The organism is Streptomyces sp. NPDC059875 (assembly GCF_042731085.1).
Taxonomy (GTDB): domain Bacteria; phylum Actinomycetota; class Actinomycetes; order Streptomycetales; family Streptomycetaceae; genus Streptomyces.
Genome location: NZ_JBHWJZ010000002.1, coordinates 21,637 through 47,246 on the forward strand (window position 1 = coordinate 21,637; position 25,610 = coordinate 47,246).

At 72.3% G+C, this 25,610-nt stretch carries 21 protein-coding genes; 16 read left to right on the top strand and 5 right to left on the bottom strand.

Annotation, left to right across the window (positions count from 1 at the left end; all coding sequences use genetic code 11):
• The first annotated feature begins 20 nt into the window (after positions 1-20).
• The 6 genes from ACFV9D_RS02050 to nudC all read left to right on the top strand — a co-directional run bounded on the left by ACFV9D_RS02050 (position 21) and on the right by nudC (position 11,354).
• Positions 21-3,599 (top strand): ATP-dependent helicase, encoded by a 3,579-nt coding sequence (locus ACFV9D_RS02050; RefSeq protein WP_385139484.1) that lies wholly within the window; start codon positions 21-23, stop codon positions 3,597-3,599.
• Positions 3,600-3,722: 123 nt separating this feature from the next.
• Positions 3,723-4,526, top strand: a complete 804-nt coding sequence (locus tag ACFV9D_RS02055) for a hypothetical protein (protein ID WP_385139487.1) — start codon at positions 3,723-3,725, stop codon at positions 4,524-4,526.
• 96 nt (positions 4,527-4,622) lie between these two features.
• On the top strand, positions 4,623-5,456 hold the full coding sequence (locus ACFV9D_RS02060) for a hypothetical protein (protein ID WP_385139490.1): 834 nt from the start codon (positions 4,623-4,625) through the stop codon (positions 5,454-5,456).
• 63 nt (positions 5,457-5,519) lie between these two features.
• Entirely contained in the window at positions 5,520-8,927 is a 3,408-nt protein-coding gene (locus ACFV9D_RS02065) for a UvrD-helicase domain-containing protein (protein WP_385139492.1), read from the top strand.
• 10 nt (positions 8,928-8,937) lie between these two features.
• Complete coding sequence (locus ACFV9D_RS02070; RefSeq protein WP_385139495.1) at positions 8,938-10,371, top strand: dipeptidase; 1,434 nt, start codon at positions 8,938-8,940, stop codon at positions 10,369-10,371.
• Positions 10,368-11,354 (top strand): NAD(+) diphosphatase, encoded by a 987-nt coding sequence (nudC, locus tag ACFV9D_RS02075; protein ID WP_385139498.1) that lies wholly within the window; start codon positions 10,368-10,370, stop codon positions 11,352-11,354. The genes ACFV9D_RS02070 and nudC overlap by 4 nt, the downstream gene beginning before the upstream one ends.
• Positions 11,355-11,432: 78 nt before the next feature.
• Here the strand turns inward: nudC and ACFV9D_RS02080 are convergent, their stop codons facing one another.
• Positions 11,433-11,675: a mycoredoxin gene (locus ACFV9D_RS02080; RefSeq protein WP_355108293.1), complete on the bottom strand. Its 243-nt coding sequence runs from the start codon at positions 11,673-11,675 to the stop codon at positions 11,433-11,435.
• Between the two features lie 145 nt (positions 11,676-11,820).
• Here ACFV9D_RS02080 and ACFV9D_RS02085 point away from each other — a divergent pair, with 145 nt between their 5' ends.
• The 5 genes from ACFV9D_RS02085 (at position 11,821) to ACFV9D_RS02105 (ending at position 15,699) form a co-directional block, all read left to right on the top strand.
• Positions 11,821-14,025 (top strand): ATP-dependent DNA helicase UvrD2, encoded by a 2,205-nt coding sequence (locus ACFV9D_RS02085; RefSeq protein WP_385139503.1) that lies wholly within the window; start codon positions 11,821-11,823, stop codon positions 14,023-14,025.
• A 183-nt stretch (positions 14,026-14,208) separates the two neighbouring features.
• A complete protein-coding gene (locus ACFV9D_RS02090; protein WP_385140423.1) occupies positions 14,209-14,565 on the top strand; it encodes a hypothetical protein in 357 nt (118 codons plus the stop codon).
• Between the two features lie 170 nt (positions 14,566-14,735).
• Positions 14,736-15,104: a WhiB family transcriptional regulator gene (locus ACFV9D_RS02095; protein WP_147981118.1), complete on the top strand. Its 369-nt coding sequence runs from the start codon at positions 14,736-14,738 to the stop codon at positions 15,102-15,104.
• Entirely contained in the window at positions 15,101-15,424 is a 324-nt protein-coding gene (locus ACFV9D_RS02100) for a hypothetical protein (protein ID WP_385139507.1), read from the top strand. The genes ACFV9D_RS02095 and ACFV9D_RS02100 overlap by 4 nt, the downstream gene beginning before the upstream one ends.
• 92 nt (positions 15,425-15,516) lie before the next feature.
• The gene (locus ACFV9D_RS02105) at positions 15,517-15,699 is read left to right on the top strand and encodes a hypothetical protein (protein ID WP_385139509.1); all 183 of its coding nucleotides are present in this window, start codon (positions 15,517-15,519) and stop codon (positions 15,697-15,699) included.
• A gap of 16 nt (positions 15,700-15,715) precedes the next feature.
• On the opposite strand, the gene ACFV9D_RS02110 is transcribed toward ACFV9D_RS02105, so the two are convergent.
• Together ACFV9D_RS02110 and ACFV9D_RS02115 are read right to left on the bottom strand one after the other, a co-directional pair.
• The gene (locus tag ACFV9D_RS02110) at positions 15,716-17,068 is read right to left on the bottom strand and encodes an ABC1 kinase family protein (RefSeq protein ID WP_385139511.1); all 1,353 of its coding nucleotides are present in this window, start codon (positions 17,066-17,068) and stop codon (positions 15,716-15,718) included.
• A 41-nt stretch (positions 17,069-17,109) separates the two neighbouring features.
• Positions 17,110-18,261 (bottom strand): ThiF family adenylyltransferase, encoded by a 1,152-nt coding sequence (locus ACFV9D_RS02115; protein WP_385139513.1) that lies wholly within the window; start codon positions 18,259-18,261, stop codon positions 17,110-17,112.
• A 222-nt stretch (positions 18,262-18,483) separates the two neighbouring features.
• On the opposite strand from ACFV9D_RS02115, the gene ACFV9D_RS02120 reads away from it, so the two are divergent.
• The 4 genes from ACFV9D_RS02120 to ACFV9D_RS02135 all read left to right on the top strand — a co-directional run bounded on the left by ACFV9D_RS02120 (position 18,484) and on the right by ACFV9D_RS02135 (position 22,252).
• The gene (locus ACFV9D_RS02120) at positions 18,484-19,059 is read left to right on the top strand and encodes a M48 family metallopeptidase (RefSeq protein ID WP_385139516.1); all 576 of its coding nucleotides are present in this window, start codon (positions 18,484-18,486) and stop codon (positions 19,057-19,059) included.
• Positions 19,060-19,172: 113 nt separating this feature from the next.
• A complete protein-coding gene (locus ACFV9D_RS02125; protein ID WP_385139519.1) occupies positions 19,173-20,783 on the top strand; it encodes a TerD family protein in 1,611 nt (536 codons plus the stop codon).
• A 13-nt stretch (positions 20,784-20,796) separates the two neighbouring features.
• A complete protein-coding gene (locus tag ACFV9D_RS02130; RefSeq protein WP_329116257.1) occupies positions 20,797-21,477 on the top strand; it encodes an AIM24 family protein in 681 nt (226 codons plus the stop codon).
• Positions 21,478-21,496: 19 nt separating this feature from the next.
• Positions 21,497-22,252, top strand: a complete 756-nt coding sequence (locus tag ACFV9D_RS02135; protein ID WP_385139522.1) for an AIM24 family protein — start codon at positions 21,497-21,499, stop codon at positions 22,250-22,252.
• Between the two features lie 66 nt (positions 22,253-22,318).
• Here the strand turns inward: ACFV9D_RS02135 and ACFV9D_RS02140 are convergent, their stop codons facing one another.
• Positions 22,319-22,852: an NUDIX hydrolase gene (locus tag ACFV9D_RS02140; RefSeq protein ID WP_385139525.1), complete on the bottom strand. Its 534-nt coding sequence runs from the start codon at positions 22,850-22,852 to the stop codon at positions 22,319-22,321.
• Positions 22,849-24,294, bottom strand: a complete 1,446-nt coding sequence (locus tag ACFV9D_RS02145) for a zinc-dependent metalloprotease (RefSeq protein WP_385139528.1) — start codon at positions 24,292-24,294, stop codon at positions 22,849-22,851. Before ACFV9D_RS02145 ends, ACFV9D_RS02140 begins: the two co-directional genes overlap by 4 nt.
• Positions 24,295-24,485: 191 nt before the next feature.
• On the opposite strand from ACFV9D_RS02145, the gene ACFV9D_RS02150 reads away from it, so the two are divergent.
• Entirely contained in the window at positions 24,486-25,595 is a 1,110-nt protein-coding gene (locus ACFV9D_RS02150) for an SDR family oxidoreductase (protein WP_385139531.1), read from the top strand.
• The last annotated feature ends 15 nt before the right edge of the window (positions 25,596-25,610 follow it).

Genomic DNA, 25,610 nt, shown 5'->3' on the forward strand with positions numbered 1-25,610 from the left:
CTCAGGACCGGTCGATCCACGTGAGTTCCTCCTCCACCACCCGGCGTACGCCGTACCAGGGGCGGACCACGGGCGCGTACCGCCTGGTGCGCACCCCCCCGACCCAGGTGGATCCCCCTCTGCTGGACGCAGCGCAGAGGGAAGTGGTTGACCACGAGGGCGGACCGCTGCTCGTCCTCGCCGGACCGGGCACCGGAAAGACGACGACGCTGGTGGAGGCCGTCGCGGCCCGCGTCGAGAAGGGGACGGACCCGGAGCGGATCCTCGTCCTCACCTTCAGCCGCAAGGCGGCCGTGGAACTGCGCGACCGGATGGCGGCGCGCATCGGAGGGGGCGAGCGCGGAGCGCTCCCCGGCACGGGCGGTGGTGGGCGCCGGCTGGGAGGATCGCGGCCGCCGCAGGCGACGACCTTCCACTCGTACTGCTACGCCCTGATCCGCGCGCACCAGGACGCCGACCTGTTCGCCGAGCCGCTGCGGCTGCTGTCCGGACCGGAGCAGGACCTCGCGGTACGGGAGCTGCTCGCGGGCCAGCTCGACCTGGAGCGGGCGGGGCTCGCGCGGGTGCGGTGGCCCGACGAGCTGCGGGCCTGTCTGACGACCCGCGGCTTCGCCGACGAGGTACGGGCCGTCCTCGCGCGCTCCCGGGAGCTGGGGCTCGGGCCGCGGGCGCTCGCGGAGTTCGCCCAACGGGTGGGGCGGCCGGACTGGAAGGCGGCGGCGGGGTTCCTCGCGGAGTACCTGGACGTCCTGGACCTGCAAGGGGTCCTCGACTACACGGAGCTGGTGCACCGGGCGGTGCTGCTGTCGGAGAGCGTGACGCTGCCCGACTACGACGTGGTCTTCGTGGACGAGTACCAGGACACGGACCCGGCGCAGGTGCGGTTGCTGCGGGCGCTGGCGGGGGGCGGGCGGACGGTGGTCGCCTTCGGCGACCCGGACCAGTCGATCTACGCCTTCCGCGGCGCGGACGTGAACGGCATCCTCGACTTCCCCGACACCTTCCGGCGGCCCGACGGGCGGCCGGCGGGCGTCCGGGTCCTGACGGGCTCCCGCCGCTCGGGCGCGGGGCTGCTCGCCGCGACGCGGGAGCTCACGCGGCGCATGCCGCTGCCGCGGCTGCCCGGCGACACGGTGCGCGCCCACCGCGAGCCGGTGGCGACGCGCGCCGGTGGCCGGGTCGAGGTGTACACGTACCCCACGGCCTCCACCGAGTCCGACAACATCGCCGACCTCCTGCGCCGCGCGCACCTGGAGGACGGTGTCCCGTGGCACGAGATGGCGGTCCTGGTCCGCGCGGCCACGACCGTCCCGGCCCTCCGCCGCGCCCTCACCTCCGCCGGCGTCCCCCTCGAGACGGACACCGCCGACACCCCCCTCCGCCACGAACCGGCGGTCTCCCCGCTCCTCCTCGCCCTACGCGCGGCGGCGACCCCGGGAGCCGGTTCGCCCGAGCCCCGGGCCACCGATGAGCCCCCGGGCGCCGCCGACGCGGCGGCGCCCGCGCGGGTCCCCGCTTCGGAGAAGGCAGCGGGCGGTCCCGAGGCCGACGGCCCGGCGCAGTCGGACGCCGCGGCACAGGCGGCGTCGGAGGAGCCGGCGCCCGCCGACACGGCGGCACGTGCGGCGGAGGCCCACGGGTCGGAGGACCGGGATGTCGACCCCGGTGCCGCCCGGGGCGGCGCGGACACCGCCCCCGGAGGGGACGGGCAGGCGGAGAACGGTTCCTGGCTCGACACCGAGACCGCGCTCACCCTGCTCGCCTCGCCCCTCGCCGGTATGGACCCCGCCGATCTGCGTCGCCTCGGCCGCGCGCTGCGCGACGAGGAACGGGCCGGGGGGAATCACGTGCCGCCGCCCTCCGACGTGCTCCTCGCCCGCGCGCTCGCCGAGCCCGAGCGGCTCGTCGCGCACGACCAGTCGTACGCCCGCGGCGCCAAGCGACTCGGCGAGCTGCTCCTGCAGGCCCGCAACCGCCTCGCCGCCGGCGGCACCGCCGAAGAGGCCCTCTGGCTGCTCTGGAACGGCACGCCCTGGCCCGGCCGGCTGGAGCGCGCGGCCCTTCGCGGCGGCCCGGCCGGTCGCAACGCGGACCGGGACCTCGACGCCGTCTGCGCGCTCTTCGAGGCCGCCGCCCGCGCCGAGGACCGCGTCGGCGGTCGCGGCGCCCTGAACTTCCTCGAAGAGCTCGACGCCCAGGACATCGCCGCCGACACCCTCTCCAAGCGCCAGACCCGCCCCGACGCCGTCCGCCTCATGACCGCCCACCGTGCCAAGGGCCTCGAGTGGAGCCTCGTCGTCGTCGCCGGCGTCCAGGAGGGCCTCTGGCCCGACCTGCGCCGCCGCGGCTCCCTCCTCGAAGCCGACCGCATCGGCCGCGACGGCCTCGCCGAACCCCTCACCCCCGGCGCCCTCCTCGCCGAGGAGCGCCGGCTCTTCTACGTCGCCGCCACCCGCGCCCGCGACCGGCTCGTCGTGACCGCCGTGAAGGCCCCCGCCGACGACGGCGACCAGCCCTCCCGCTTCCTCACCGAACTCGGCACCGAGCCCAAGGACGTCTCCGGCCGCCCCCGCCGCCCCCTCGCCGTCGCCGCCCTCGTCGCCGAACTGCGCGCCACCACCGTCGACCCGGCCGCCTCCGACGCGCTGCGCGCCGCCGCCGCCGAACGTCTCGCCCAGCTCGCCGCCCTCACCGACGACGAGGGCCAACCACTGGTCCCGGCCGCCCACCCGGACCGCTGGTGGGGCCTGTTCGAGCCCACCCGCAGCCAGGTCCCGCTCCGGGACCGCGACCACCCCGTCGCCCTCTCCGGCTCCGCCCTCGACCAGCTCGCCAACACCTGCGCCCTCCAGTGGTTCCTCGGCCGCGAGGTCAAGGCCGACGCCCCCGCCACCGCCGCCCAGGGCTTCGGCAACGTCGTCCACGTCCTCGCCGACGAGGTCGCCTCCGGCCGTACCCCCGCCGACCTCGACGTCCTCATGGCCCGCCTGGACTCGGTCTGGGACGCGCTCGCCTTCGACGCCCCCTGGAAGTCCGCCCAGGAGAAGGAGCACGCGCGCGTGGCGCTGGAACGCTTCCTGCGCTGGCACGTCATGGACCGCGGCGGCCGCGCCCCCGCCGCCACCGAGCACGACTTCGACGTGACCCTCGAGGCGGGTGCGTACGAGGTCCGGATCCGCGGCTCCATGGACCGCGTCGAGACCGACGAACACGGCCGCGCCTACGTCGTCGACTTCAAGACCGGCAAGTCCGCCCCCACCAAGGACGAGGTCGCCCACCACCCCCAGCTCGCCGTCTATCAGCTCGCGGTACGCGAAGGGGCCCTGGACGAGGTCTTCGACGGCCGCCGCCCCGACCCCGGCGGCGCCGAACTCGTACAACTGCGCCAGCCCGCGCCCAAGAAGGAGGGCGGCGAGGCCCTGCCGAAGGTCCAGGCCCAGGAACCCCTGGCGGGGGAGTGGGTCGGCGACCTGCTCGCGACCGCGGCCGGCCGGGTCCTCGACGAGCGCTTCACCCCCACCACCGGCCAGCACTGCACCCACTGCACCTTCCGGGCCTCGTGCAGCGCGCAGCCGGAGGGTCGCCACATCGTGGAGTGACGCGTCGGCCGTGTCGTCGTGTGCCGTGACCGAGGTCACGTTTGGGCCGTGCATCCATAGGGACCGCACAGGAGTCGGACAGTCCCGGGGGTAAACAGAGCCAATTCTGAGGAGTGCGAAAACATGGCGGCCAACCGGAAGATCTGGGTCGCGGCGATGGTCTGCGCGGCCACCGTCGTCGGTGTGACGGGCTGTTCCAAGGGCGACGACACCAAGGCCAAGGGCGACAAGAAGAAGCCCGCGGCCTCCGCCACCACCACGCAGGCCCCGGTCGACCCCTTCAAGGGCCTCGACGCCGACGCGATCGCCGACCGGGCCGTGCAGGCCACGAAGGGTGCGACGTCGCTGCGCATCGTCGGCGACGTCGAGGCCGACGGCCAGAAGATGACGATCGACCTCGCTCTGGACAGCAAGGGCGCTTGCATCGGCAAGATCGGTGTCGACGGTGCCACCGCGGACCTCCTTCAGGCCGAGAAGGTCATGTACATGAAGGGCGACGAGAAGTTCTGGAAGGCCACCGCCAAGGAGGAGGGCTCCCCCGCCGAGGAGGGGAACGCCATGGCGGAGATGCTCAAGGGTCGCTGGGTGAAGATGTCCGGCGGGAACGCGGGCGAACTGGCCGAGCTGTGCGACCTCAGCGCCCTCATGAAGGACATGGACAAGGACCGCGCGGACCGGAAGGGCATGACCAAGGGCGCCGACGCCGACGTCGACGGCAAGCCCGCCGTCACCCTCACCAAGAAGAGGACCACCGGCGAGACCCTCACCATGTACGTCGCGAAGGAGGGCGAGCCCTACATCCTCAAGACGGTCGAGGCGGGCGGCGACGAGCCGGGCACCACCGTCTACTCCGACTACAACAAGCCGGTCACGGCCACCACGCCCCCGGCCGACCAGGTGATGGACCTGGCGAAGCTCGGCGGCTGACGACACCGCCTCCGGCGTGCGCCCGCCGCAGCGAAGTAGCGGGCGCACGTCCCAGGGGAGACGCTGGTGGACAGGGGAATCCGCGAGGAGGCTCGCATGGCGTCCCAGCGACGAATGCTCCGCACCGCGACGGCCACCGCGACGGCCACGGCGACAGCGATCTGCACGGCCGCGATCGTCGGGTCCGCTCCGGCGGCCTGGTCCCAGGCCCCTCCTCCACCGGCGTACGTACAGGCCGCCGCCCCCAGCCCCTCGCCCGACCCCTTCGAGGACCTGACCGCCGACCAGATCGGCGACCGCGCCGTCACCGCCACCCAGTCCGCGACATCCCTCCGGATGACCGGCCGGGTCACGTCGGACGGACAGCCGCTGGGCATCGACTTCGCCGTCAACGACAAGGGCGAGTGCACCGGGCGGATGACCATCCGCGGCGGCACGGCGGAGCTGCGACGGATCGACGAGATCACGTACATGAAGGGCGACGAGCGTTTCTGGCGGGTCTCCATGACCTCCCAGGGGGTGCCGGAGCCCCAGATCGACGCCACCATCGAGCTCATCAAGGGCCGCTGGTTGAAGATCACGCCCGGTCAGGCGGGCAGCAGCGACCTGAGCGGGGTCTGCAACCTGAAGGAACTCCTCGCCGACCTGGACGAGGACGAGGACGAACGCAAGGGCCTGACCAGGGGACCGGACGCCGAGGTCGAGGGAACGCCCGTCGCCACCCTGGTGAAGAAGAAGCCCGGCGGCGAGACGACCACGGTGTCGGTCTCCCGGGAGGGCAAGCCGTACATCCTCAAGATGGTCAAGACGGGCGGCGACGAGCCCGGGACGATCGTCTTCTCCGACTACGACAAGCCGGTCAAGGTCGTCGTACCGCCCGCGGACGAGACGGTGGACCTCACGAAACTGGACCCGGGCACCCCGGCCTGAGGGCCACGGCCCCTGTGGTCGGCGTGGTCGGCTCTGTCAGTGGGCGCGGTTAGCCTCTTTCGGGTGACCGCACGCATCACCGACCCCGAGCAGCTCAAGGAGCTCCTCGGCATCCCGTTCACCCCGGAGCAGACGGCCTGCATCATCGCGCCGCCCGCCCCGCAGGTCATCGTGGCCGGAGCCGGTTCCGGCAAGACGACGGTGATGGCCGCCCGGGTGGTCTGGCTGGTCGGCACGGGCCAGGTCGCGCCCGAACAGGTCCTCGGTCTCACCTTCACCAACAAGGCCGCCGGCGAGCTCGCCGAACGCGTCCGCACCGCCCTCGTCCGCGCCGGGGTCACCGACCCCGACGTCATCGACCCGGACAACCCTCCGGGCGAGCCCCGCATCTCGACGTACCACGCCTTCGCCGGACAGCTGCTGACCGACCACGGTCTGCGCATCGGCCTGGAGCCCACCTCCCGCCTCCTCGCCGACGCCACCCGCTACCAGCTCGCCGCACGCGTCCTGCGGGAGGCGCCCGGACCGTACCCCGCCCTGACCAAGTCGTTCCCGACCCTGGTCAGCGACCTCCTCGCGCTCGACGCGGAGCTCGCCGAACATCTCGTACGGCCCGAGGACCTGAAGGCGTACGACTCCGACCTCCTCGACACGCTCTCCCGCGCCAAGCTCTCCAACGCCGATCTGCGCAAGGTCCCCGAGACGGCCGCGGCCCGCCGCGAACTGCTCGACCTCGTCGTCCGCTACCGCGCGGCCAAGCGCTCCCGCGATCTGCTCGACTTCGGCGACCAGATCGCCCTCTCCGCCGAACTCGCCACCACGCGCGCGGAGGTCGGCGCCATCCTCCGCGACGAGTTCCGGGTGGTCCTGCTCGACGAGTACCAGGACACCTCCGTCGCCCAGCGCCTGCTCCTCTCCGGCCTGTTCGGCGGGGGTACGGGACACGCCGTCACCGCGGTCGGCGACCCCTGCCAGGCGATCTACGGCTGGCGCGGCGCGTCCGTCGCCAACCTGGACGACTTCCCCACCCACTTCCCGTACGAGGACGGCAGCCCCGCCACCCGTTACGCGCTCTCCGAGAACCGCCGCAGCGGCGGCCGCCTCCTCGACCTGGCCAACGGGCTCGCCACGCCCCTGCGGGCCATGCACGCGGGCGTGGAGGCGCTGCGCCCGGCGCCGGGCGCGGAGCGGGACGGCTCGGTGCGGATCGCGCTCCTCCCCACCCACGCCGAGGAGATCGACTGGCTCGCCGACTCCCTCGCCCACCTGGTCCGCACGGGCAAGGAGCCCGGCGAGATCGCGGTCCTGTGCCGGACGGCGACCGACTTCCCCGCCATCCAGGCCGCCCTTGTCGCCCGTGACGTGCCCGTCGAGGTCGTCGGCCTCTCGGGGCTCCTGCACCTGCCCGAGATCGCCGACCTGGTCGCGGTCTGCGAGGTCCTCCAGGACCCGGGCGCCAACGCCGCTCTGGTCCGCCTCCTGACCGGACCCCGCTGGCGCATCGGCCCACGCGACCTGGCCCTCCTGGGCCGCCGCGCCCGGCTGCTCGTCCACCGGGAGCGGGGCGGCGACGCCGACGCCGACCAGCGGCTCGCGGCGGCGGTCGAGGGCGTCGACCCGGCCGAGGTCATCTCGCTGGCCGACGCGCTCGACACGTTCCTCGACTCCGGCGGCGAGGACGACGGCCTGCCGTTCTCCGCCGAGGCCCGGGTCCGCTTCGCCCGGCTCGCCGCCGAGCTGCGCAGCCTGCGCTCCTCGCTCGCCGACCCGCTGATGGACGTCCTGCACCGCGTCCTCTCCACGACCGGCCTCGAGGTCGAACTCTCCGCCTCCCCGCACGCGCTCGCCGCCCGGCGCCGCGAGACGCTGTCGAACTTCCTCGACATCGCGGCCGGCTTCGCCTCCCTGGACGGCGAGGCGACCCTGCTGGCCTTCCTCGGCTTCCTGCGCACGGCCGCTCAGTACGAGAAGGGCCTCGACAACGCGCTCCCGGGCGGCGAGAACACGGTCAAGGTCCTGACCGCCCACAAGTCCAAGGGCCTTGAGTGGGACGTCGTGGCGGTGCCCGGGCTCGTCGCCGCGCAGTTCCCGAGCACCAGGTCCCGCGAGTCGTGGACCTCCCAGCCCCAGGTACTGCCGCACGCGCTGCGCGGCGACGCGGCGACGCTGCCGGGGATCGACACCTGGGACGCCGCGTCCTTGAAGAACTTCAAGGAGGCGATGCGCGACCACCAGCACACGGAGGAGCTCCGCCTCGGCTACGTGACCTTCACCCGCCCCCGCTCCCTCCTCCTGGGCTCCGCCCACTGGTGGGGCCCGGCCCAGAAGAAGCCCCGCGGCCCCTCGGCGTTCCTCCACGCGCTGTACGACCACTGCGCGACGGGCTACGGCGAGATCGAGGCATGGGCCGACGAACCGGAGAAGGACGCGGAGAACCCGTCCCTCCAGGACCCCACCCAGGACCGAGCCTGGCCGCTCCCCCTGGACGAGACGTCCCTTCAGCGCCGCAGGAAGGCGGCGGAGCAAGTCCGGTCCCAGTTGTGGGCAATCGTCCCGCAGGGCGATGGGGGTCCCCCCGGACGAAGTCTGGGGGAGGGTGGGCACAACGCCACGGACGCGCTGCCCGCGCAAGGGATCGCACCCCAGGACCCCGAGGACCTCTGGCCCGACGAGGAACCTCCGTGGGAAGAGGACCCCTTCTGGGACGACGAGCCCCTGGCTGACGAGATCCCCGCCCCCCGGGCCCCCGAGCGGGTGCTCACCTTGGAAGATCAAAAAACCCTCGCCTCCTGGGACCGCGACCTCACCACCCTCACCACCGAACTCCGTCGCGCCCGCGCCACCACCCGCGACGTCCTCCTGCCCGCCTACCTCTCCGCCTCCCAGGTCCTCCGCCTCGCCGCCGACCCCGACGGCTTCGCCAAGGACCTGGCCCGTCCCATGCCCCGCCCCCCGCAGCCCGCCGCCCGGCGCGGCACCCGGTTCCACGCGTGGGTGGAGTCACGGTTCGAGGAGCTGCCGCTCCCCATGCTCGGACCCGACGAGCTCCCCGGTGGCGAGGACTTCGTCGGCGAACCGGAGATCGTCGACGAGCGTGACCTCGACGCGCTCAAGGACGCCTTCGCCCTCACCCCGTACGCCCACCGCACCCCGTACCGGGTCGAGGTCCCCGTCCACCTCTCGCTCGCGGGGCGGGTCGTCCGCGGCAGGATCGACGCCGTCTACCGGGACCCGGACACCGGCGCGTACGAGATCGTCGACTGGAAGACCAGCCACCTGCGCACCGCCGACCCCCTCCAGCTCGCGATCTACCGCCTCGCCTGGGCCGAGCAGCACGGCCTCGACCCCGACGAGGTCGCGGCCGCCTTCGTCTACGTCCGCACGGGTGACGTCGTACGTCCCCGGGCCCTCCCCGGCCGTGCCGAGCTGGAGGGGATCCTGCTGGGCGGAGGCACTCCGGACGCCGGATAGGCTCAGGAGCATGAGCGAGACCCCGGACAACGCCGTCCAGACCGTACGTACCCAGGCCGTGCGCACGTACATCGAGCAGCACCGCGCCGCCTTCCTCGGCGACCTCGCCCAGTGGCTGCGCATCCCCTCCGTGTCGGCGCAGCCCGCCCACGCGGAGGACGTACGGCGCAGTGCCCGGTGGCTCGCCGACAAGCTGTCCGACACGGGGTTCACGACGGTCGAGATCTGGGAGACGGACGGCGCGCCCGCGGTGTTCGCCGAGTGGCCGTCCGGCGACCCGGACGCCCCGACCGTGCTCGTCTACGGCCACCACGACGTCCAGCCCGCCGCCCGCGAGGACGGCTGGCACACGGACCCGTTCGAGCCGCAGGTCACCGACGGCCGGATGTACGCGCGCGGTGCCGCCGACGACAAGGGCCAGGTGTTCTTCCACACCCTCGGTGTCCGCGCCCACCTCGCCGCGACGGGACGCTCCGCGCCCGCGGTCAACCTCAAGCTGATCGTCGAGGGCGAGGAGGAGTCCGGATCCGCGCACTTCCGGGCCCTCGTCGAGGCCCACGCGGACCGGCTCGCCGCCGACGCCGTGATCGTCTCCGACACCGGCATGTGGTCCGAGCACACTCCGACGGTCTGCACGGGCATGCGCGGCGTGGCGGACTGCGAGATCGAGCTGTACGGCCCCGACCAGGACATCCACTCCGGTTCCTTCGGCGGCGCCGTGCCCAATCCGGCCACCGTCGCCGGTCGTCTGGTCGCCGCCCTGCACGACGAGAACGAGCACGTCGCCATCCCCGGTTTCTACGAGGGCGTCACCGAGCTCTCCGACGCCGAGCGCGCCCTCATCGCCGAGCTGCCCTTCGACGAGGCGGCCTGGCTGAGCACCGCGAAGTCCCACGGCACTCTCGGCGAGGCCGGCTTCTCCACCCTCGAGCGCGTCTGGGCCCGCCCGACCGCCGAGGTCAACGGGATCGGCGGCGGCTACCAGGGCCCCGGGGGCAAGACGATCGTCCCCGCCTCCGCCCAGCTGAAGCTCTCCTTCCGGCTGGTGGCGGGACAGGACCCGGGCAAGATCGAACTCGCTGTACGGGACTGGCTCGCGGCCAGGGTCCCGGCGGGCATCCGGTACGAGATCGTCTTCGGCGCCCCGACCCGGCCCTGCCTCACCCCGCTCGACCACCCGGCCCTCAAGGCGGTCGCGGGGGCGATGAGCCGCGCCTTCGACGGCGCCACGGTCCGCTACACCCGTGAGGGCGGCTCGGGCCCCGCCGCCGACCTCCAGGACGTCCTGGGCGCACCGGTGCTGTTCCTCGGCATCTCGGTGCCTTCCGACGGCTGGCACGCCCCCAACGAGAAGATCGAGCTCGATCTCCTCCTCAAGGGCGTCGAGACCACCGCCCATCTGTGGAGCGACCTGCCCGCCGCCCTCCACGCAGCAGCGCGATGAACCCACACAACGATCCGGGGGAGTTGGAAGTACCTGTGTCCACCTTGAACAGCCAGTTCGCGGACCGGCCGATCTCGCTCACCGCCCCGAGCGGTATCGACCGGGCCGCCCACCACCGTCTCGACGAGGCCTGGCTCGCGGCGGCCTGGAGCCACCCCACGACCCGCGTGTTCGTGGTCTCCGGAGGTCAGGTGCTGATCGACGACACCGCTGACGGCCGGACCGAACTCGTGATGACCCCGGCCTTCGAGGCCCCGGTCACCGAGACCCACCGCTACTTCCTGGGCACGGACGCCGACGGTGTCTCCTACTTCGCCCTCCAGAAGGATGCGCTGCCCGGCCGCATGGACCAGTCGGCCCGGCCGGCGGGGCTGCGCGAGGCGGGCCTGTTGCTCTCGCCCCGGGACGCGGGCCTCATGGTGCACGCGGTCGCCCTGGAGAACTGGCAGCGGCTGCACCGCTTCTGTTCCCGCTGCGGCGAGCGCACGGTGATCGCGGCGGCCGGCCACATCCGCCGCTGCCAGGCGTGTGGCGCCGAGCACTACCCGCGGACCGACCCGGCGGTCATCATGGCCGTCACGGACGAGGAGGACCGCATCCTGCTCGGCCGGCAGGTCCACTGGCCCGAGGGCCGCTTCTCGACCCTGGCCGGCTTCGTCGAGCCCGGTGAGTCGATCGAGCAGGCGGTGGTCCGCGAGGTCTTCGAGGAGGCCGGTGTCACGGTCGGCGAGGTCGAGTACGTCGCCAGCCAGCCCTGGCCCTTCCCCTCCAGCCTGATGCTGGGCTTCGTCGCGCACGCCACCTCCTCGGAGATAAACGTGGACGGTGAGGAGATCCACGAGGCGCGCTGGTTCTCCCGCGAGGAGCTGGCCGCCGCGTTCGAGTCGGGCGAGGTGCTGCCCCCGTACGGCATCTCGATCGCCTCCCGGCTGATCGAGCTCTGGTACGGCAAGCCGCTGCCGAAGCCGGGCGACGTCGTCTGACACGGACCAGCCACGCAGCAGCACGGAACAGCCCCCGCCCGGCATCGCCGGACGGGGGCTGTTTTCGGCCAGGCGTCCTCAGACGCCGACCTTCTGCTTGACCTGGGCGAGCGACGGGTTCGTCAGCGTCGTGCCGTCGGCGAAGAGCACGGTCGGCACGGTCTGGTTGCCCCCGTTGGCCTTCTCCACGAACGCGGCCGACTCCGGGTCCTGCTCGATGTTGATCTCCGTGTACGCGATGCCCTCGCGGTCCATCTGGCTCTTCAGCCGACGGCAGTAGCCGCACCACGTGGTGCTGTACATCGTCACAGTGCCCTGCATGACCTGGCGCTCCTCTGTTCGCGGATGGGTGCCGAGGGAGAGAACGTACGCGCCGCCGCCACCATTCCCGTATTCGTATGACCGGGGGCCCCGCCCTGTGGACAAGCCGCCGCACCGACCCCCGTGAACCTGGCAGCATGGCGGGGTGACAGCAGCAACGCACTCCACTCTCTTCCCGCAGGTCCCCGAGTCGGCCGACGCGGTGCTCGACGGGCTCGACCCCGAGCAGCGCGAGGTCGCCCTCGCCCTGCACGGGCCGGTGTGCGTGCTGGCGGGAGCCGGCACGGGCAAGACGCGGGCCATCACGCACCGCATCGCGTACGGAGTGCGGGCGGGCATACTCCAGCCCGGCAGCGTCCTCGCCGTCACGTTCACCAACCGGGCCGCCGGAGAGATGCGCGGCCGTCTGCGGGAGCTCGGCGCGGGCGGTGTCCAGGCCCGTACCTTCCACTCCGCGGCCCTCCGTCAGCTCCAGTACTTCTGGCCGAAAGTCGTCGGTGGCGATCTTCCCCGGCTCCTGGAGCGCAAGATCCAGCTCGTCGCCGAGGCCGCCGCGCGCTGCCGCGTCCGGCTCGACCGCAACGAGCTGCGGGACGTCACCGGCGAGATCGAGTGGGCCAAGGTCACCCAGACCGTCCCCGCCGACTATCCGGCGGTCGTCGCCAAGTCCGTCAGGGACGCCCCCCGCGATCCGGCCGAGATCGGCCAGATCTACGCGATGTACGAGCAGCTCAAGCGCGACCGCTCGGTGATCGACTTCGAGGACGTGCTGCTGCTCACGGTGGGCATCCTCCAGGACCGGCACGACATCGCCGACCAGATCCGCCGCCAGTACCAGCACTTCGTGGTGGACGAGTACCAGGACGTCTCCCCGCTCCAGCAGCGGCTCCTCGATCTCTGGCTCGGCGACCGCGACAGCCTCTGCGTCGTCGGCGACGCCAGCCAGACGATCTACTCCTTCACCGGCGCCACCCCCGACCACCTGCTGAACTTCCGCACGCGGCACCCGAACGCCACGGTGGTCAAGCTCGTCCGCGACTACCGCTCCACCCCCCAGGTCGTCCACCTCGCCAACGGACTGCTCAGCCAGGCCCGCGGCCGGGCCGCCGAGCACCGCCTGGAGCTGATCTCCCAGCGCGACCCGGGCCCCGAGCCCGCCTACAGCGAGTACGCCGACGAGCCCGCCGAGGCCGAGGGCACCGCCCGCCGCATCCGCGACCTGATCGCCGCCGGCGTCCCGGCCGGCGAGATCGCCGTGCTCTACCGGATCAACGCCCAGTCCGAGGTCTACGAGCAGGCCCTCGCCGATGCCGGTGTGCCCTACCAGCTGCGAGGCGCCGAGCGCTTCTTCGAGCGCCAGGAGGTACGGGAGGCCGGCATCGCCCTGCGCGGCGCCGCCCGCGCCGGGGGGAACGACTCCCTGCTCGACGATGTCGACGACCTGCCCGCCCAGGTCCGCGCCGTGCTCTCCACCAAGGGCTGGACCACCGAGCCGCCCGCCGGCTCGGGCGCCGTCCGCGACCGCTGGGAGTCCCTCGCCGCGCTGGTCCGCCTCGCCGAGGACTTCGCCCGGGCCAAGCCCGGTGCCGGCCTCTCCGACCTGGTCGCCGAGCTCGACGAGCGGGCCGCCGCCCAGCACGCCCCGACCGTCCAGGGCGTCACCCTCGCCTCCCTGCACGCGGCCAAGGGCCTGGAGTGGGACGCCGTCTTCCTGGTCGGCCTCACCGAGGGCATGATGCCGATCACCTACGCCAAGACCGACGAGCAGGTCGAGGAGGAGCGGCGCCTGCTGTACGTCGGGGTCACCCGCGCCCGGCTCCACCTCTCGCTCTCCTGGGCGCTCTCCCGCTCCCCGGGCGGCCGCGCCTCCCGGCGTCCCACCCGCTTCCTCAAGGGGCTGCGCCCCGGATCCGGCGCCCTCGGCGCGAGCGGGGCGGGCGGCGGTGGCTCCGTCGAGCGCGGCGTCGGCGGTGGCGGCCGGCGCAAGCACCGCGGTCCGGTGCGCTGCCGGGTCTGCGGGGCCACGCTCACCGAAGCCGGTGAGATGAAGCTGATGCGCTGCGAGGACTGCCCGTCCGACATGGACGAGGCGCTCTACGAGAGGCTGCGCGAGTGGCGCTCCGAGCAGGCCAAGCAGCTCGGGCAGCCCGCGTACTGCGTGTTCACCGACAAGACGCTGATGGCGATCGCCGAGCGCGTGCCGTCCGGCGACGGGGAACTCGTCGGCATCTCCGGGGTCGGAGCCCGTAAGCTCGGCCGCTTCGGCGCCGACGTCCTCGCCATCTGCGCGGGCGAAGAGCCGGGCGTAGAGCCGGGTGGGGAGCCTGGAGGAGACGACGAGGAGGACTGACGAAAACTCGTCGAAAAAATAGTTTGCGCACCCCCCGTCAAGCCCCATAGGTTCTTAACCACGGAAACAGCGGCTTCTAAGAAGCCCTGTCTTCGTGCTGTACTTGTCCAAATGAACATGAGGGTCCGGCTCACCCCGAGCCCTCCGAGACGCCGAGAGGAGGCGATTCCAGTGATCAGCAACATCAGCAGCATCAACGTCAGCTTCGTCAGCACCGACAAAATGACCGATCGCTCGGTCGTCTCCGCCTGCTCGCTCGGCCTCTCCGGCTCGGCGTTCATTGGCAGCGGTCTTCCTGGCACCGGTCTGTCCGGCGCCGGTATGGCCGGCGTCGCCCTGCGGCCGGCTGCCGACCTGGCGGGTCTTCCCGTCATGGAGCGCAATGAGCGACCGACCAAGGCACTGGAAGCAGGAGTAGCAGCAGTCAAGGCCACGGCCTATGGCTTCGCGGCGACCGGTGCCGAAACCAAGCAGCAGACGACGCAGCACCACACGATGTGGGCCTTCCGTGGGCTCGAACCCTGGAGTGATCCAGCCTGATCTGATCAGGCCGGCGCCTTCAGGGCCGCGGAACCCCACCCGGGATCCGCGGCCCTTCTGTTTGTCCCCGAACGGGGATGACGGAGCGAAGGGGCCTCGGGACCAGCAACACCCGGTACCAGCCGAAACCCCGGCCAACAGCCGGAACGACCAGACGAGGAATAACCACCGTGCAACTCGAAGCGCACGCCCCGTCCGTACCGCCTTCCGAAACGATCCCGCCGCCCGGCCTCACGGAGGACTCCACCTTGACCCCCCTCACCACGCTCACCGCGCTCGACGACGCCATCGAGAACCTCGGCGTACCCGTCCCCTGCCGCTCGTACGACCCGGAGGTCTTCTTCGCCGAGTCCCCGGCCGATGTCGAGTACGCCAAGTCCCTCTGCCGTACCTGCCCGCTGATGGCTGCCTGCCTCGCCGGTGCACAGGAGCGGCGTGAGCCGTGGGGCGTCTGGGGCGGCGAGCTGTTCGTCCAGGGCGTGGTCGTCGCCCGCAAGCGGCCGCGTGGTCGCCCGCGCAAGAACCCGGTCGCGGCATGAACGTCACCGGAACCATCGACCGACCCCTCACGCACGATCCCCAGAAGCAGGCCCCGATGACCTCTTCCACGAGCGAGCCCTCAGGCTCCGCGACCCCAGACGTTTCCATCACCGGCGCGAACGCCTCGCGTCAGAACAGGACCCGTGAGATGCAACTCATCCCAGAAGCCCTGGCACGTGCTCATATGCACGACCGCCGACGGGAAGCCGACGCGGAACGCCAGGCCGTGCGCCTGGTCGCCGCCCGGCGGATGCAGCGGCGCGCCGAGCGCGTGTCCCTGCGCGCCCGCCGCGCGCTGGCCATGGCCGTCATGCACTGACCTGAACGACCCCGCGGGGGCCGGTCCGAACGGACCGGCCCCCGCGGTGCGTTGCGGCGCGGCCCGGGCGCGGCGGGACTATCGTCAGGGGGGTGAACGACGCCCGGCCCCCCGAGGAGCCCATCGTCTGCGCCCGCTGCGGCAGGACCGCCGAGGAGCTCCCGGTGACGTGGACCTGCTCGATCGAGAACGGCGCCCGCCGCTACCTCTGCGAGTCCTGCGCCCGCGAGAACATCCGGTCCATCGAGGGCCGCCTCGACTCCTCCTGGTGGTGACGGCGCCCTCGTCCCCTCACTCCGCGCCGTCCGCGGCGACGAAGCCCGGCAGCCACTCCTCCAGTTCGTCCCGGAGCCGGACGGTCGCGTTCAGCTGACAGAGCACACCGATCGTGCTCAGGGTCACCCGGTGTATCAGCAGATACGAGGGCGGCAGATTGAGCTGCTTGCCCAGCTGGTGCGCGGGGGAGCGGGGGTCGGCGATCCGGGCGGCCTGGGTCCGCATCCACCCCCGGGCGAAGCCGAAGGCCTCGGCCTCGGCGGGCTCGATGATCGGCAGCAGGTACTCGAGCACCGCGTCCGGGTCGAGATCGATGGAGTCCTTGACGAACCCCTCCTCGCGCAGCAGCTCGTAGACCGTCTCGGCGTCGCCCTCCAGGGTCAGCCGCAGACAGGTGCCGATCGTCTCCGGCAGCCCGCCCGGCAGCCGGTCCACGGTGCCGAAGTCCAGGACTCCGAGCCGCCAGCTCTCCGGACCCTCCTCGTCGTCATCGCCCGGCAGCAGCCGGAAGTTGCCCGGGTGCGGATCGGCGTGGAGCAGTCCCGTGCGCGCCGGGCCGGAGAAGAGGAAGCGCGCAAGGAGCTGGCCCGCCCGGTTCCGCTGCTCCTCGGTGCCGTCCGCGATCACCTCGGACAGCGGGATCCCGTCGATCCACTCCGTCACCAGCACCTGCTCGCACTGGTGCACGACCTGCGGCACCAGCACATCGGGATCGTCCGCGAACTCCTCGGCGTGCTCGCGCTGGGCCTGGGCCTCCAGGCCGTAGTCCAGCTCCTCCGAGACGCGGTCGCGCAACTCGGTGATCAGCGGCTTGATGTCCATGCCGGGAATCAGCGGGCCGAGCAGCCGGGCGAACCGGCTGAGCTGCGTCAGATCCGACAGGAGCGCCTCGCCCGCCCCCGGGTACTGCACCTTCACCGCGACCTCGCGGCCGTCGTGCCACACCGCCCGGTGCACCTGGCCGATGGAGGCCGCCGCCGCGGGCTTGTCCTCGAACTCCAGGAACAGCTCGCGCCACTCCTCGCCGAGCCGCTCCTGAAGCACCCCGTGCACCGTGCGCGTCGGCATCGGGGGCGCCGCCTCCTGGAGCTTGGTGAGCGCCGCCCGGTAGGGGCCTGCCACCTCCTCGGGCAGCGCCGACTCGAAGACGGACATGGCCTGCCCGAACTTCATCGCCCCGCCCTTGAGTTCCCCGAGCACCTTGAACAGCTGCTCGGCCGTGCGCTGTTGCAGCTCGCGGGCGACGATCTCGGCGGACTTGCCGCCGATGCGCTTGCCCAGGCCCCAGGTGGCCCGTCCGGCGAAGCCCAGGGGCAACGCGGCCAACCTGGCGGTCCGGGTGACCGCCTTCCGGGGAAGATCAGACATATGCCCCTCCAAATCCCAGACTGCCGTGCCGCACAGGGCCGTTACCCCGCCATTGTGTCGTGCGGGGTCGGGGCCTCTGAGTCATGCTCCCCTTCTGCGTGAGGTCGCGCGCCGCACGGACACGCCGGGTGTGGCCTCATCCGCTCCGCCCGCCACTCCAGCAGCGGCAGCGAGGCCTCGAAGCGGGCCCCCGCACTGGCGGGCAACTCGCCGTCCAGGAAGGCCAGCGCATGGGCCGCGGCCAACCCGGCCACCGCCGTCGCGAGACCAAGATCACAGGCCGGGACGGCGGGGGGCGCGCCCGAGCGCCACTGCGCCAGCTTCCGGGGCCACATCGGCTCCCGGTCCGTCCGCGTCTCCTGTATGCACCCCGCGCAGGCCGTCCCGCCCGGCAGCACCAGCGGTCCGACGACCCCGGTGGCCTCCAGCACCCCCGCGTAGAGATGGGGAGTGCCCGTGGTGATCCAGTTCCCGGCGGGGATCGGATCGGGGACGTAGGCGGCGAGGCCGTCCCTCGGTGTCACCACGACGAGTGAGAGTCCGGGCTCGTGCCCGCTCTCACCCGGGCCGCGCCGTGCCGCCCGTGGAGCGCGCCCGCCCGGGGCCGACCGGCCGACGAGTCCGCGTGCCGCCACGGCTCGCCGTTCGCCCACCGCCTCGGCCGGCAGCCCGCCGGGCGACACCTCCCACGGCTCCACCGCACCGGAGTCCAGCACCTCCACCCGACCCACTCCGGACGCCGAGAGCAGGGCGGCGACCGCCGAGCCGACCCGCCCCGCGCCCCGGACCTGGACGCGCAGAGCGCGCCGGGCGGCCAGCCGACGCAACGCCCCGTCAGGTTCCCGGTGGATCACGGAGAGTGAGGCGAGATCGGCGCGGAGCGGATCGAGCGCGCTCTCCCCGGGCGTGTCGGCACCGGCCTTCCCGGGGCGTCCGGCCGAGCCGTCCGCGATCAGCCCCGCCTCCGCCAGCCGGCCCAGCAGTCGCTCGAGCAGACCGTCCGGAAGCCCCAGCGCACGGGCCTCGCCCCGCAGCCGTTCGAGGCCATGGGTGCCGTCGAGCAGACCCAGCAGGCTGCCGGTGGCCGTGTCGACCGGGCCCACCACCACCGCATGCGCAGGAGTGGCCCCGAACTGCACGCTCTGCAGATTCAGCCAGGCGCGCCGCAGCGCCGGTTTCAGCATCGGATGCATTTCCGCCCCCGTGATCTTGATCGGTCGTCTTCTTCCGTCTTCTTCGCGCACGGCCGTTCCCCTCCGGCCGTTGTCAGATTGCCCGGGAGCCGACGCGGGCGCGGAAAGTTGTCCACAGGGGTGGGGTATTAATCATTCAAATGGTGCACGGTGTGACGGGATCACGGCCGAACCGTCCCGGAGGCGGGACTTCCCGTGCTGACAGCGGGTAACGTCGGGCCCGTGCCCGCCGACCCACAGCGCAGCGTGACAAGCAAACCGCCCCGCGGTTCGGGGACGAGTGCGGTCGAGGTCCGCAGAAGCTCCCGGCGGAGCAGAACCGTCTCCGCCTACCGCGAGGGCGACCGGACCATCGTGCTCATCCCGGCCCGGATGTCCGAGGCGGAGGAGCAGCGCTGGGTGACGGTCATGCTGGACAAACTGGCCGCCCAGGAGAGCAAGCGGCTCCTCGGCGACAGCGAACTCACCGAGCGCGCCGAGCGGTTGTCGGAGCAGTACTTCGGCGGCCGGGCGCGGCCGACTTCCGTGCGCTGGGTGACCAACCAGAACACCCGCTGGGGCTCGTGCACTCCGTCGGAGGGCAGCATCCGCCTCTCGCACCGGCTCCAGGGAATGCCCGAGTACGTCGTCGACTACGTCCTCGTCCACGAGCTCGCCCATCTCCTGGTGCCGGGGCACGGCCCCAGGTTCTGGCGGCTCCTGGAGGCGTACCCGCGCACCGAACGGGCCCGCGGGTACCTCGAGGGTGTGGTCGCCGCGGACCGTCTGCCGCATCTCCCCGCCGCACGCGGCGAGTAGCACCCCACTCGTCAATCCTGTACCGAATGCGTACCAGCTTGGCTCAATGTCACCCGCAGCCGTTAGCCTGGCGCGACGCATTCACATTTCGGGATGGGGGACGGTCGTTACGCATGGCCAGGGAATTCCAACGCGGCCACAAGGCCAAGATCAGTGATCTGACACCGGGGACCGATCTGTACGTGGGCGTGCAGATCGCCGCGCCCGGATTGACCTTCGACATCAGCTGCTTCGGCCTCGACGCCAACGAGCAGCTCTCGGACGACCGGTACTTCATCTTCTTCAACCAGCCGAAGTCGCCGGAGGAGTCCATCCAGCTTCTCGGCGCGCAGTCGGGCGACACCGAGTCCTTCCGCGTCACGCTGGACCGCATCCCGGCGAACATCCACAAGCTGTCGTTCACCGCGACCATCGACGGCGCAGGCCAGATGTCGCAGATCGGCCCCGGCTACATCCGCATCGTGGCGGGCGGGGAAGAGGTCGTCCGCTACCCGTTCACGGGCGCCGAGTTCTCCACCGAGCGCGCCGTGATGCTCGGTGACTTCTACCTCAAGGACGTCTGGCGGTTCGCGGCCATCGGACAGGGCTTCGACGGCGGCCTCGACGCGCTGCTGAAGAACTTCGGCGGCGAGGTCGCCGAGGAACAGCCCGCGACCCAGGCCCCGCAGGCACAGCAGGGAGCGCCAGGCTTCGCCCCGCCCCCGCAGGCCGCGGCACCGCCCGCGTTCGGTGCGCCCGCCGCGCCCGCTCCGGCGCCCGCACCGCAGGCCCCGGTCCAGCCGGTGCACGCGGCGCCCACCATGGCCGCGCCCATGGCGCCTCCGGCTCCCGCTCCGGCCCCGGCGCCCTACGGCCAGCCGCAGCAGCCCCCGCAGCAGCCGCAGTTCGGGCAGGTCCCGGGCCAGGCCCAGCCGCCGTACGGCCAGCCCGCGTACGGTCAGCCGGCCCCGGCCCCGTACGGGCAGCCCCAGTTCGGCCAGCAGCCCCCCGGCGCGCCCCAGGGCATGCCTCCGGGCATGCCCCCGGGCCAGATGGGCGCCCCCCAGGGCGCTCCGGCCACCGGCGCCGGGCTCGCCGCCGCGCTCCAGCCGTACAAGGAGACCGCGACCGGCGCCCGCTGGACCCCGCAGAACCAGCAGCTCATGCGGGTCGACCTGCAGATGGGCGGCGTGCCCGTCCTCGCCCGCCAGGGCAGCATGGTCATGTACCAGGGCAAGGTCGACTTCAGCCACAAGGGCGCCGGCTTCACCGGCCGTATCGTCGGCAACGCCACCGGCCAGGAGATGCAGCTGATGCGCTGCACCGGCCGCGGCCAGGTCTTCCTCGCCGAGGAAGGCGCCCACCTCCACTCGATCGAGCTCCAGGGCGACGGCATCTGCGTCTCCGCCGAGAACGTGCTCGCCTTCGACGAGTCCCTTCAGTACGAAGTACGGAGGATCGAGGGCCACGGCATCCCCGGCGGCGCCCTGTTCACCATGCAGTTCCAGGGCACCGGCACGGTCGTCGTCAAGACGCACGGCATCCCGGTCGTCCTGCCCGTCACGCCGACCACCTTCGCCGACTGCAACGCCGTCGTCGCCTGGTCGTCCGCCTCGCAGGTGATCCTCTCAAGCCAGGTCCGACTGCGCCGCAACGCGTACCCCGGACACAGCGGTGAGACGGTCAACCTCCAGTTCCGGGGCGCCCCCGGCAACTTCATCGTCGTCCAGCCGTACGAGGTCTGAGGGAGCCCGAAGAATGAACCAGCAACTCGCGGGCTTCGCCCCGACCCCGATGGCGGCCCGGATGGAGAACCACGGCCGCACGATGCTCAAGGTCGCCATGGCCTCCGGCCAGGACCTCTACGCGCGCACCGGCTCGATGGTCGCCTACGAGGGCTTCGTCACCTACGAGCCCAACCCGCCGGCCGCCCGTCAGGTCGCCCAGCAGTGGGTCACCGGCGAGGGCGCGCCCATCATGAAGTGCTCCGGCGACGGCCTGCTCTACCTCGCCGACTACGGCGCGGACGTCGTCGTGATCAACCTCAACAACGACTCGCTGTCGGTCAACGGCACCAACCTGCTGGCCTTCGACGCCCACCTCCAGTGGGGCGTCGAGAAGGTCAAGGGCCTCGCCAAGTTCGCCGGTCAGGGCCTGTTCAACGTCGAGATCGCCGGCACCGGCTGGGTCGCCCTGACCTCGCGCGGCACGCCGATCGTCGTCGACTGCGGCCGCGGCGAGGACGAGACGTACGTCGACCCCGACGCGCTCGTCGCCTGGTCGCCGGCGCTCAAGGTCAAGGGCAAGCGCAGCTTCAAGGCCTCCTCCCTGATCGGGCGGGGCAGCGGCGAGGCGTACCAGATGGCCTTCTCCGGCCAGGGCATCGTCGTCGTACAGCCGAGCGAGGACAGCACCGACCGCCTGCGGATCCGGGGCTGAGGGGGAGCGAGAACACACCATGCAGAGCCCGCTTTTCAACTACGCCGAGCAGCAGAGCCAGGAACGGTACGTCATCCAGAACCCGCAGATGCTGCGGGTCGCCCTGAACGGCTCGGACGACATCCTCGCCCGCAAGGGCGCCATGGTCGCGTACCAGGGCCTCGTCGACTTCGACGGCGAGTACCAGACGCCCAGCCAGCGCCGCGCCCAGGCCCGGACCGGTGAGGGTCTCGACCTCATGCGCTGCTCCGGCCAGGGCACGGTCTACTTCGCCAACCTCGCCCAGTACATCCACGTCGTGGAGGTCGAGCAGGAGGGCATGACCGTCGACAGCGCCTACGTCCTGGCGCTGGACTCGACCCTGCACACCGAGGTCATCGCCGTGGACAGCCAGTACGGCATCTCCGGCTCCGGCAAGTACCAGCTCAACATCTCCGGTCGCGGCAAGGTCGCCCTGATGACCTCCGGTCAGCCGCTGATGATGCACGTCACCCCGGACAAGTACGTCAACGTCGACGCGGACGCGATCGTCGCCTGGTCCACCGGGCTGCGGGTGCAGATGCAGGCGCAGACGACGAACTCCAGCATCCGCCGCCGCCGCGGCGACACGGGCGAGGGCTGGGAGCTCAGCTTCCTCGGACAGGGCTTCGCCCTCGTCCAGCCCAGCGAGGTCATGCCGCCGCAGAACGCGGCCATCGGGCAGGGCATCGCCGCCCAGTTCGGTGCCGGGCAGCACGGCTCGCACGCCCAGAACCAGAACAACGCCTGGAACTGACGTACGGGGAAAGACCAGAAGTAAGGGGCGGTCGCCCATGGCGACCGCCCCTTACAAGTTCGGTGCTCAGCCCAGCCGGGCCCGCGTGCCCTCCATCAGCCGCACCACCGAGGTGTCGGCCACGCCCGCCACCTCGTCGTACGCGAACCAGCGCAGGTCCAGCGACTCCTCGCTGATCGCCTCCACCGCGCCGGCCGGTGCCAGCGCCGCGTACTGCACGTCCAGATGCCAGTGGCACGGCGCCGGGATCGGATGCCGGTCGAGCCGCACGGGGCCACCCGGCAGCAGCGTCAGGCCCGGGATGCCGGACTCCTCCGTCGCCTCCCGGAGCGCCGCCTCCGCCAGCGTCCCGTCACCCGGCTCGCAGTGGCCGCCCATCTGCAGCCACATGCCGAGCTTCTTGTGCAGCGTGAGAAGAACGCGCCCGCGCTGCGGATCCACCACCAGCGCACTGGCCGTCAGATGCCCGGCCTCGCAGGCCTTCCACATCCCGTCCTCGTGCGCCGCGAGGTGGTCCAGATACGTCTGGCGCAACTCTCCCTGCGCCCCGTTCGACTCGTACGCCTTCAGTACGAGAACGGCGTCGTCGTGCAGGCTCACTTGGCGGTGTCGTCCTTGCCCTCGTCGTCGCCGTCCTGCTTCGTTCCCCCGGCCGCCTCGCCGAGCATCTTGTCGATCTCGGAGAAGTCGAGGTGCTCGCGGTGGACGAAGCCGTCCGGGTCGTCCAGGTCGGACGCCGTCGGCAGCATGTCGGGGTGCTCCCACAGGTCGTCGCGGCCGTCGACACCGCGCGCGTCCGTGAGCGAGGCCCACAGCCGCGAGGCGTCCCGCAGCCGGCGCGGACGCAGTTCGAGACCGATCAGCGTCGCGAAGGTCTGCTCGGCGGGACCGCCGCTCGCCCGGCGCCTGCGCAGCGTCTCGCGCAGCGCGTCCGCCGAGGTCAGCCGGGACTTCGCGGCCTCGTGGACCACTGCGTCCACCCAGCCCTCGACCAGCGCGAGCGCCGTCTCGAGCCGGGCCAGAGCGGCCTTCTGCTCCGGCGTGTCCTCGGGCTGGAACATGCCCTGCTGGAGCGCCTCCTGCAGCTGCTCCGGGTGCGTCGGGTCGAGCTGACCCACCGCTTCCTCCAGCTTCGAGGTGTCGACCTTGATCCCTCGGGCGTAGCCCTCGACCGCGCCGAACAGATGCGAGCGCAGCCACGGCACATGGGCGAAGAGCCGCTGGTGGGCGGCCTCGCGCAGGGCCAGGTACAGCCGCACCTCGTCCTTCGGGACACCCAGGTCCTTGCCGAAGGTCTCGATGTTCAGCGGAAGCAGCGCCGCCTTGCCGGCCGGGCCGAGCGGCAGACCGACATCGGTCGAACCGACGACCTCGCCCGCGAGCGCGCCGACGGCCTGCCCGATCTGCTGACCGAACATGGCACCACCCATGGAGCGCATCATGCCGATCAGCGGGCCCGCCATGGCCTGCATCTCCTCGGGCAGCACGTCGCCCATCGCCGCGCCCACCCGCTCGGCGACCGGGTCGACCAGCTGCTGCCAGGCCGGCAGCGTCGCCTCGACCCACTCCGCGCGACTCCACGCCACGGCGGTGCTCGCCCCGGAGGGCAGCGAGGTCACGCCGTCCAGCCACAGGTCGGCCAGGCGCACGGCCTCCTCGACCGCGGCCTTCTCCGCCGGACCCACACTGGCGTCCTTGGTGCCGTCGGACGTGCCCTGCGCGACCACCTGGCGGGCGATCTGCTTGGCCATGTCCCAGTTCACGGGACCGCCCTCGTAGGAGAGCATCTGGCCGAGCTGCTGGAAGGCCGCGCCCAGATCGTTGGGGTTCAGCGAGCCGAACATCGCGGCGAAGGGATTGTCCGCACCGCCGGGGCCGCCCATGCCCGGCAGACCGCCGAAGCCGAACGGATTGGCGCCGAACGGGTTGCCGCCCTGGCCACCGGACCCCTGGCCACCTCCGGCGGGGTCCTTCTTCTTGCCCTCGTCGCCGTTCTCCGGCTCCTCCGGCGGAAGGCCGAATCCGAATGGGGTGTCACTCACAGGTTTCCTCGGCTCGTAGGGCCGCCGGCTTCCTGCCGACGGCGACTGCCCGCTACACACCACCAGCGTAGACATCCGGGCCGGATATGGGCTCGGTGCTCCGCCGGGCCGTGGCCTGCGGCAGGATGGACGCCACCTGGTACGTACGCGTCATTCGGGTACGTACTGAAGACAACCGCTGGAGACGCCCGGTGAGTTCCCCAGATCCTCAGGTTCGCGCAGCGCGAAACATCTCAACCCGGTCAGCCGGGCGCGGCCCCGTGGTCGCGGTCACCGGCGCCGCCTCCGGCGTCGGTGACCTGCTGACCAGGCGCCTCGCGGCGTCCGAGGAGATCAAGCAGGTCATCGCGATCGACGAGCGCCGCGGCGAGGTCTCGGAGGCGCAGTGGCACATCCTCGACGTCCGCGACCCGGCGATCGCCGAGAAGCTGCGGGGCGCCGACGTGGTCGTGCACCTCGCCGTCGACCTCGACCTGGAGTCGGACGCCGCCGCCCGAACGGCCTACAACGTGCGCGGCGCGCAGACCGTCCTCACCGCCGCCGCGGCGGCCGGGGTGCACCGGGTGGTGCTCTGCACCTCCGCGATGGTCTACGGCGCGCTGCCCGACAACGACATCCCGCTCTCCGAGGACGCCGAACTGCGGGCGACCGCGGAGGCCACCGGCGTCGGCGACCTGCTGGAGATCGAGCGGCTCGGCCGCCGCGCGCCCCGCGCCCACCCCGGCCTGCACGTCACCGTGGTCAGGCCCGCGGTCCTGGTCGGCGGTACGGACACGGCCCTGACCCGCTACTTCGAGTCGCCGCGGCTGCTCGTCGTCGCCGGCTCCCGCCCCACCTGGCAGTTCTGCCACGTCGACGACCTGGTCAGCGCGCTGGAGTACGCGGCCCTGGAGAAGGTCGACGGGGAGTTCGCGGTCGGCTGCGACGGCTGGCTCGAGCAGGAGGAGGTCGAGGAGCTGTCCGGGATCCGGCGCATGGAGCTGCCCTCCGCGGTCGCCCTCGGCGCGGCGGCCCGGCTGCACCGGATCGGGCTCACACCGTCCCCGGCGGGCGACCTGGCGTACACGATGCACCCCTGGGTGGTCAGCGTCGGACGGCTGCACGACGCGGGCTGGCGGCCGCAGTGGACCAACGAGGAGGTGCTCGCCGCGCTCCTGGAGGAGGTCGAGGGCCGGCACACGGTCGCGGGCCGCCGGCTCGGCCGCAAGGACGCGACGGCGGCGGGCGCGGCGGGCGCGACGGTGGCACTGCTCGGCACGGCGGCGCTGGTGCGCCAGATGCGGAAGCGGCGCGGCATGTAGACCGGGGGTCCTGTA

Bases quoted from the DNA above. Each gene is read 5' to 3' on its own strand.
- ACFV9D_RS02055 (WP_385139487.1), top strand. From the start codon at position 3,723: ATGGCGGCCAACCGGAAGATCTGGGTCGCGGCGATGGTCTGCGCGGCC.
- ACFV9D_RS02060 (WP_385139490.1), top strand. From the start codon at position 4,623: ATGGCGTCCCAGCGACGAATGCTCCGCACCGCGACGGCCACCGCGACG.
- ACFV9D_RS02070 (WP_385139495.1), top strand. From the start codon at position 8,938: ATGAGCGAGACCCCGGACAACGCCGTCCAGACCGTACGTACCCAGGCC.
- nudC (WP_385139498.1), top strand. From the start codon at position 10,368: ATGAACCCACACAACGATCCGGGGGAGTTGGAAGTACCTGTGTCCACC.
- ACFV9D_RS02080 (WP_355108293.1), bottom strand. From the start codon at position 11,675: ATGCAGGGCACTGTGACGATGTACAGCACCACGTGGTGCGGCTACTGC.
- ACFV9D_RS02100 (WP_385139507.1), top strand. From the start codon at position 15,101: ATGAACGTCACCGGAACCATCGACCGACCCCTCACGCACGATCCCCAG.
- ACFV9D_RS02110 (WP_385139511.1), bottom strand. From the start codon at position 17,068: ATGTCTGATCTTCCCCGGAAGGCGGTCACCCGGACCGCCAGGTTGGCC.
- ACFV9D_RS02115 (WP_385139513.1), bottom strand. From the start codon at position 18,261: ATGCATCCGATGCTGAAACCGGCGCTGCGGCGCGCCTGGCTGAATCTG.
- ACFV9D_RS02125 (WP_385139519.1), top strand. From the start codon at position 19,173: ATGGCCAGGGAATTCCAACGCGGCCACAAGGCCAAGATCAGTGATCTG.
- ACFV9D_RS02130 (WP_329116257.1), top strand. From the start codon at position 20,797: ATGAACCAGCAACTCGCGGGCTTCGCCCCGACCCCGATGGCGGCCCGG.
- ACFV9D_RS02135 (WP_385139522.1), top strand. From the start codon at position 21,497: ATGCAGAGCCCGCTTTTCAACTACGCCGAGCAGCAGAGCCAGGAACGG.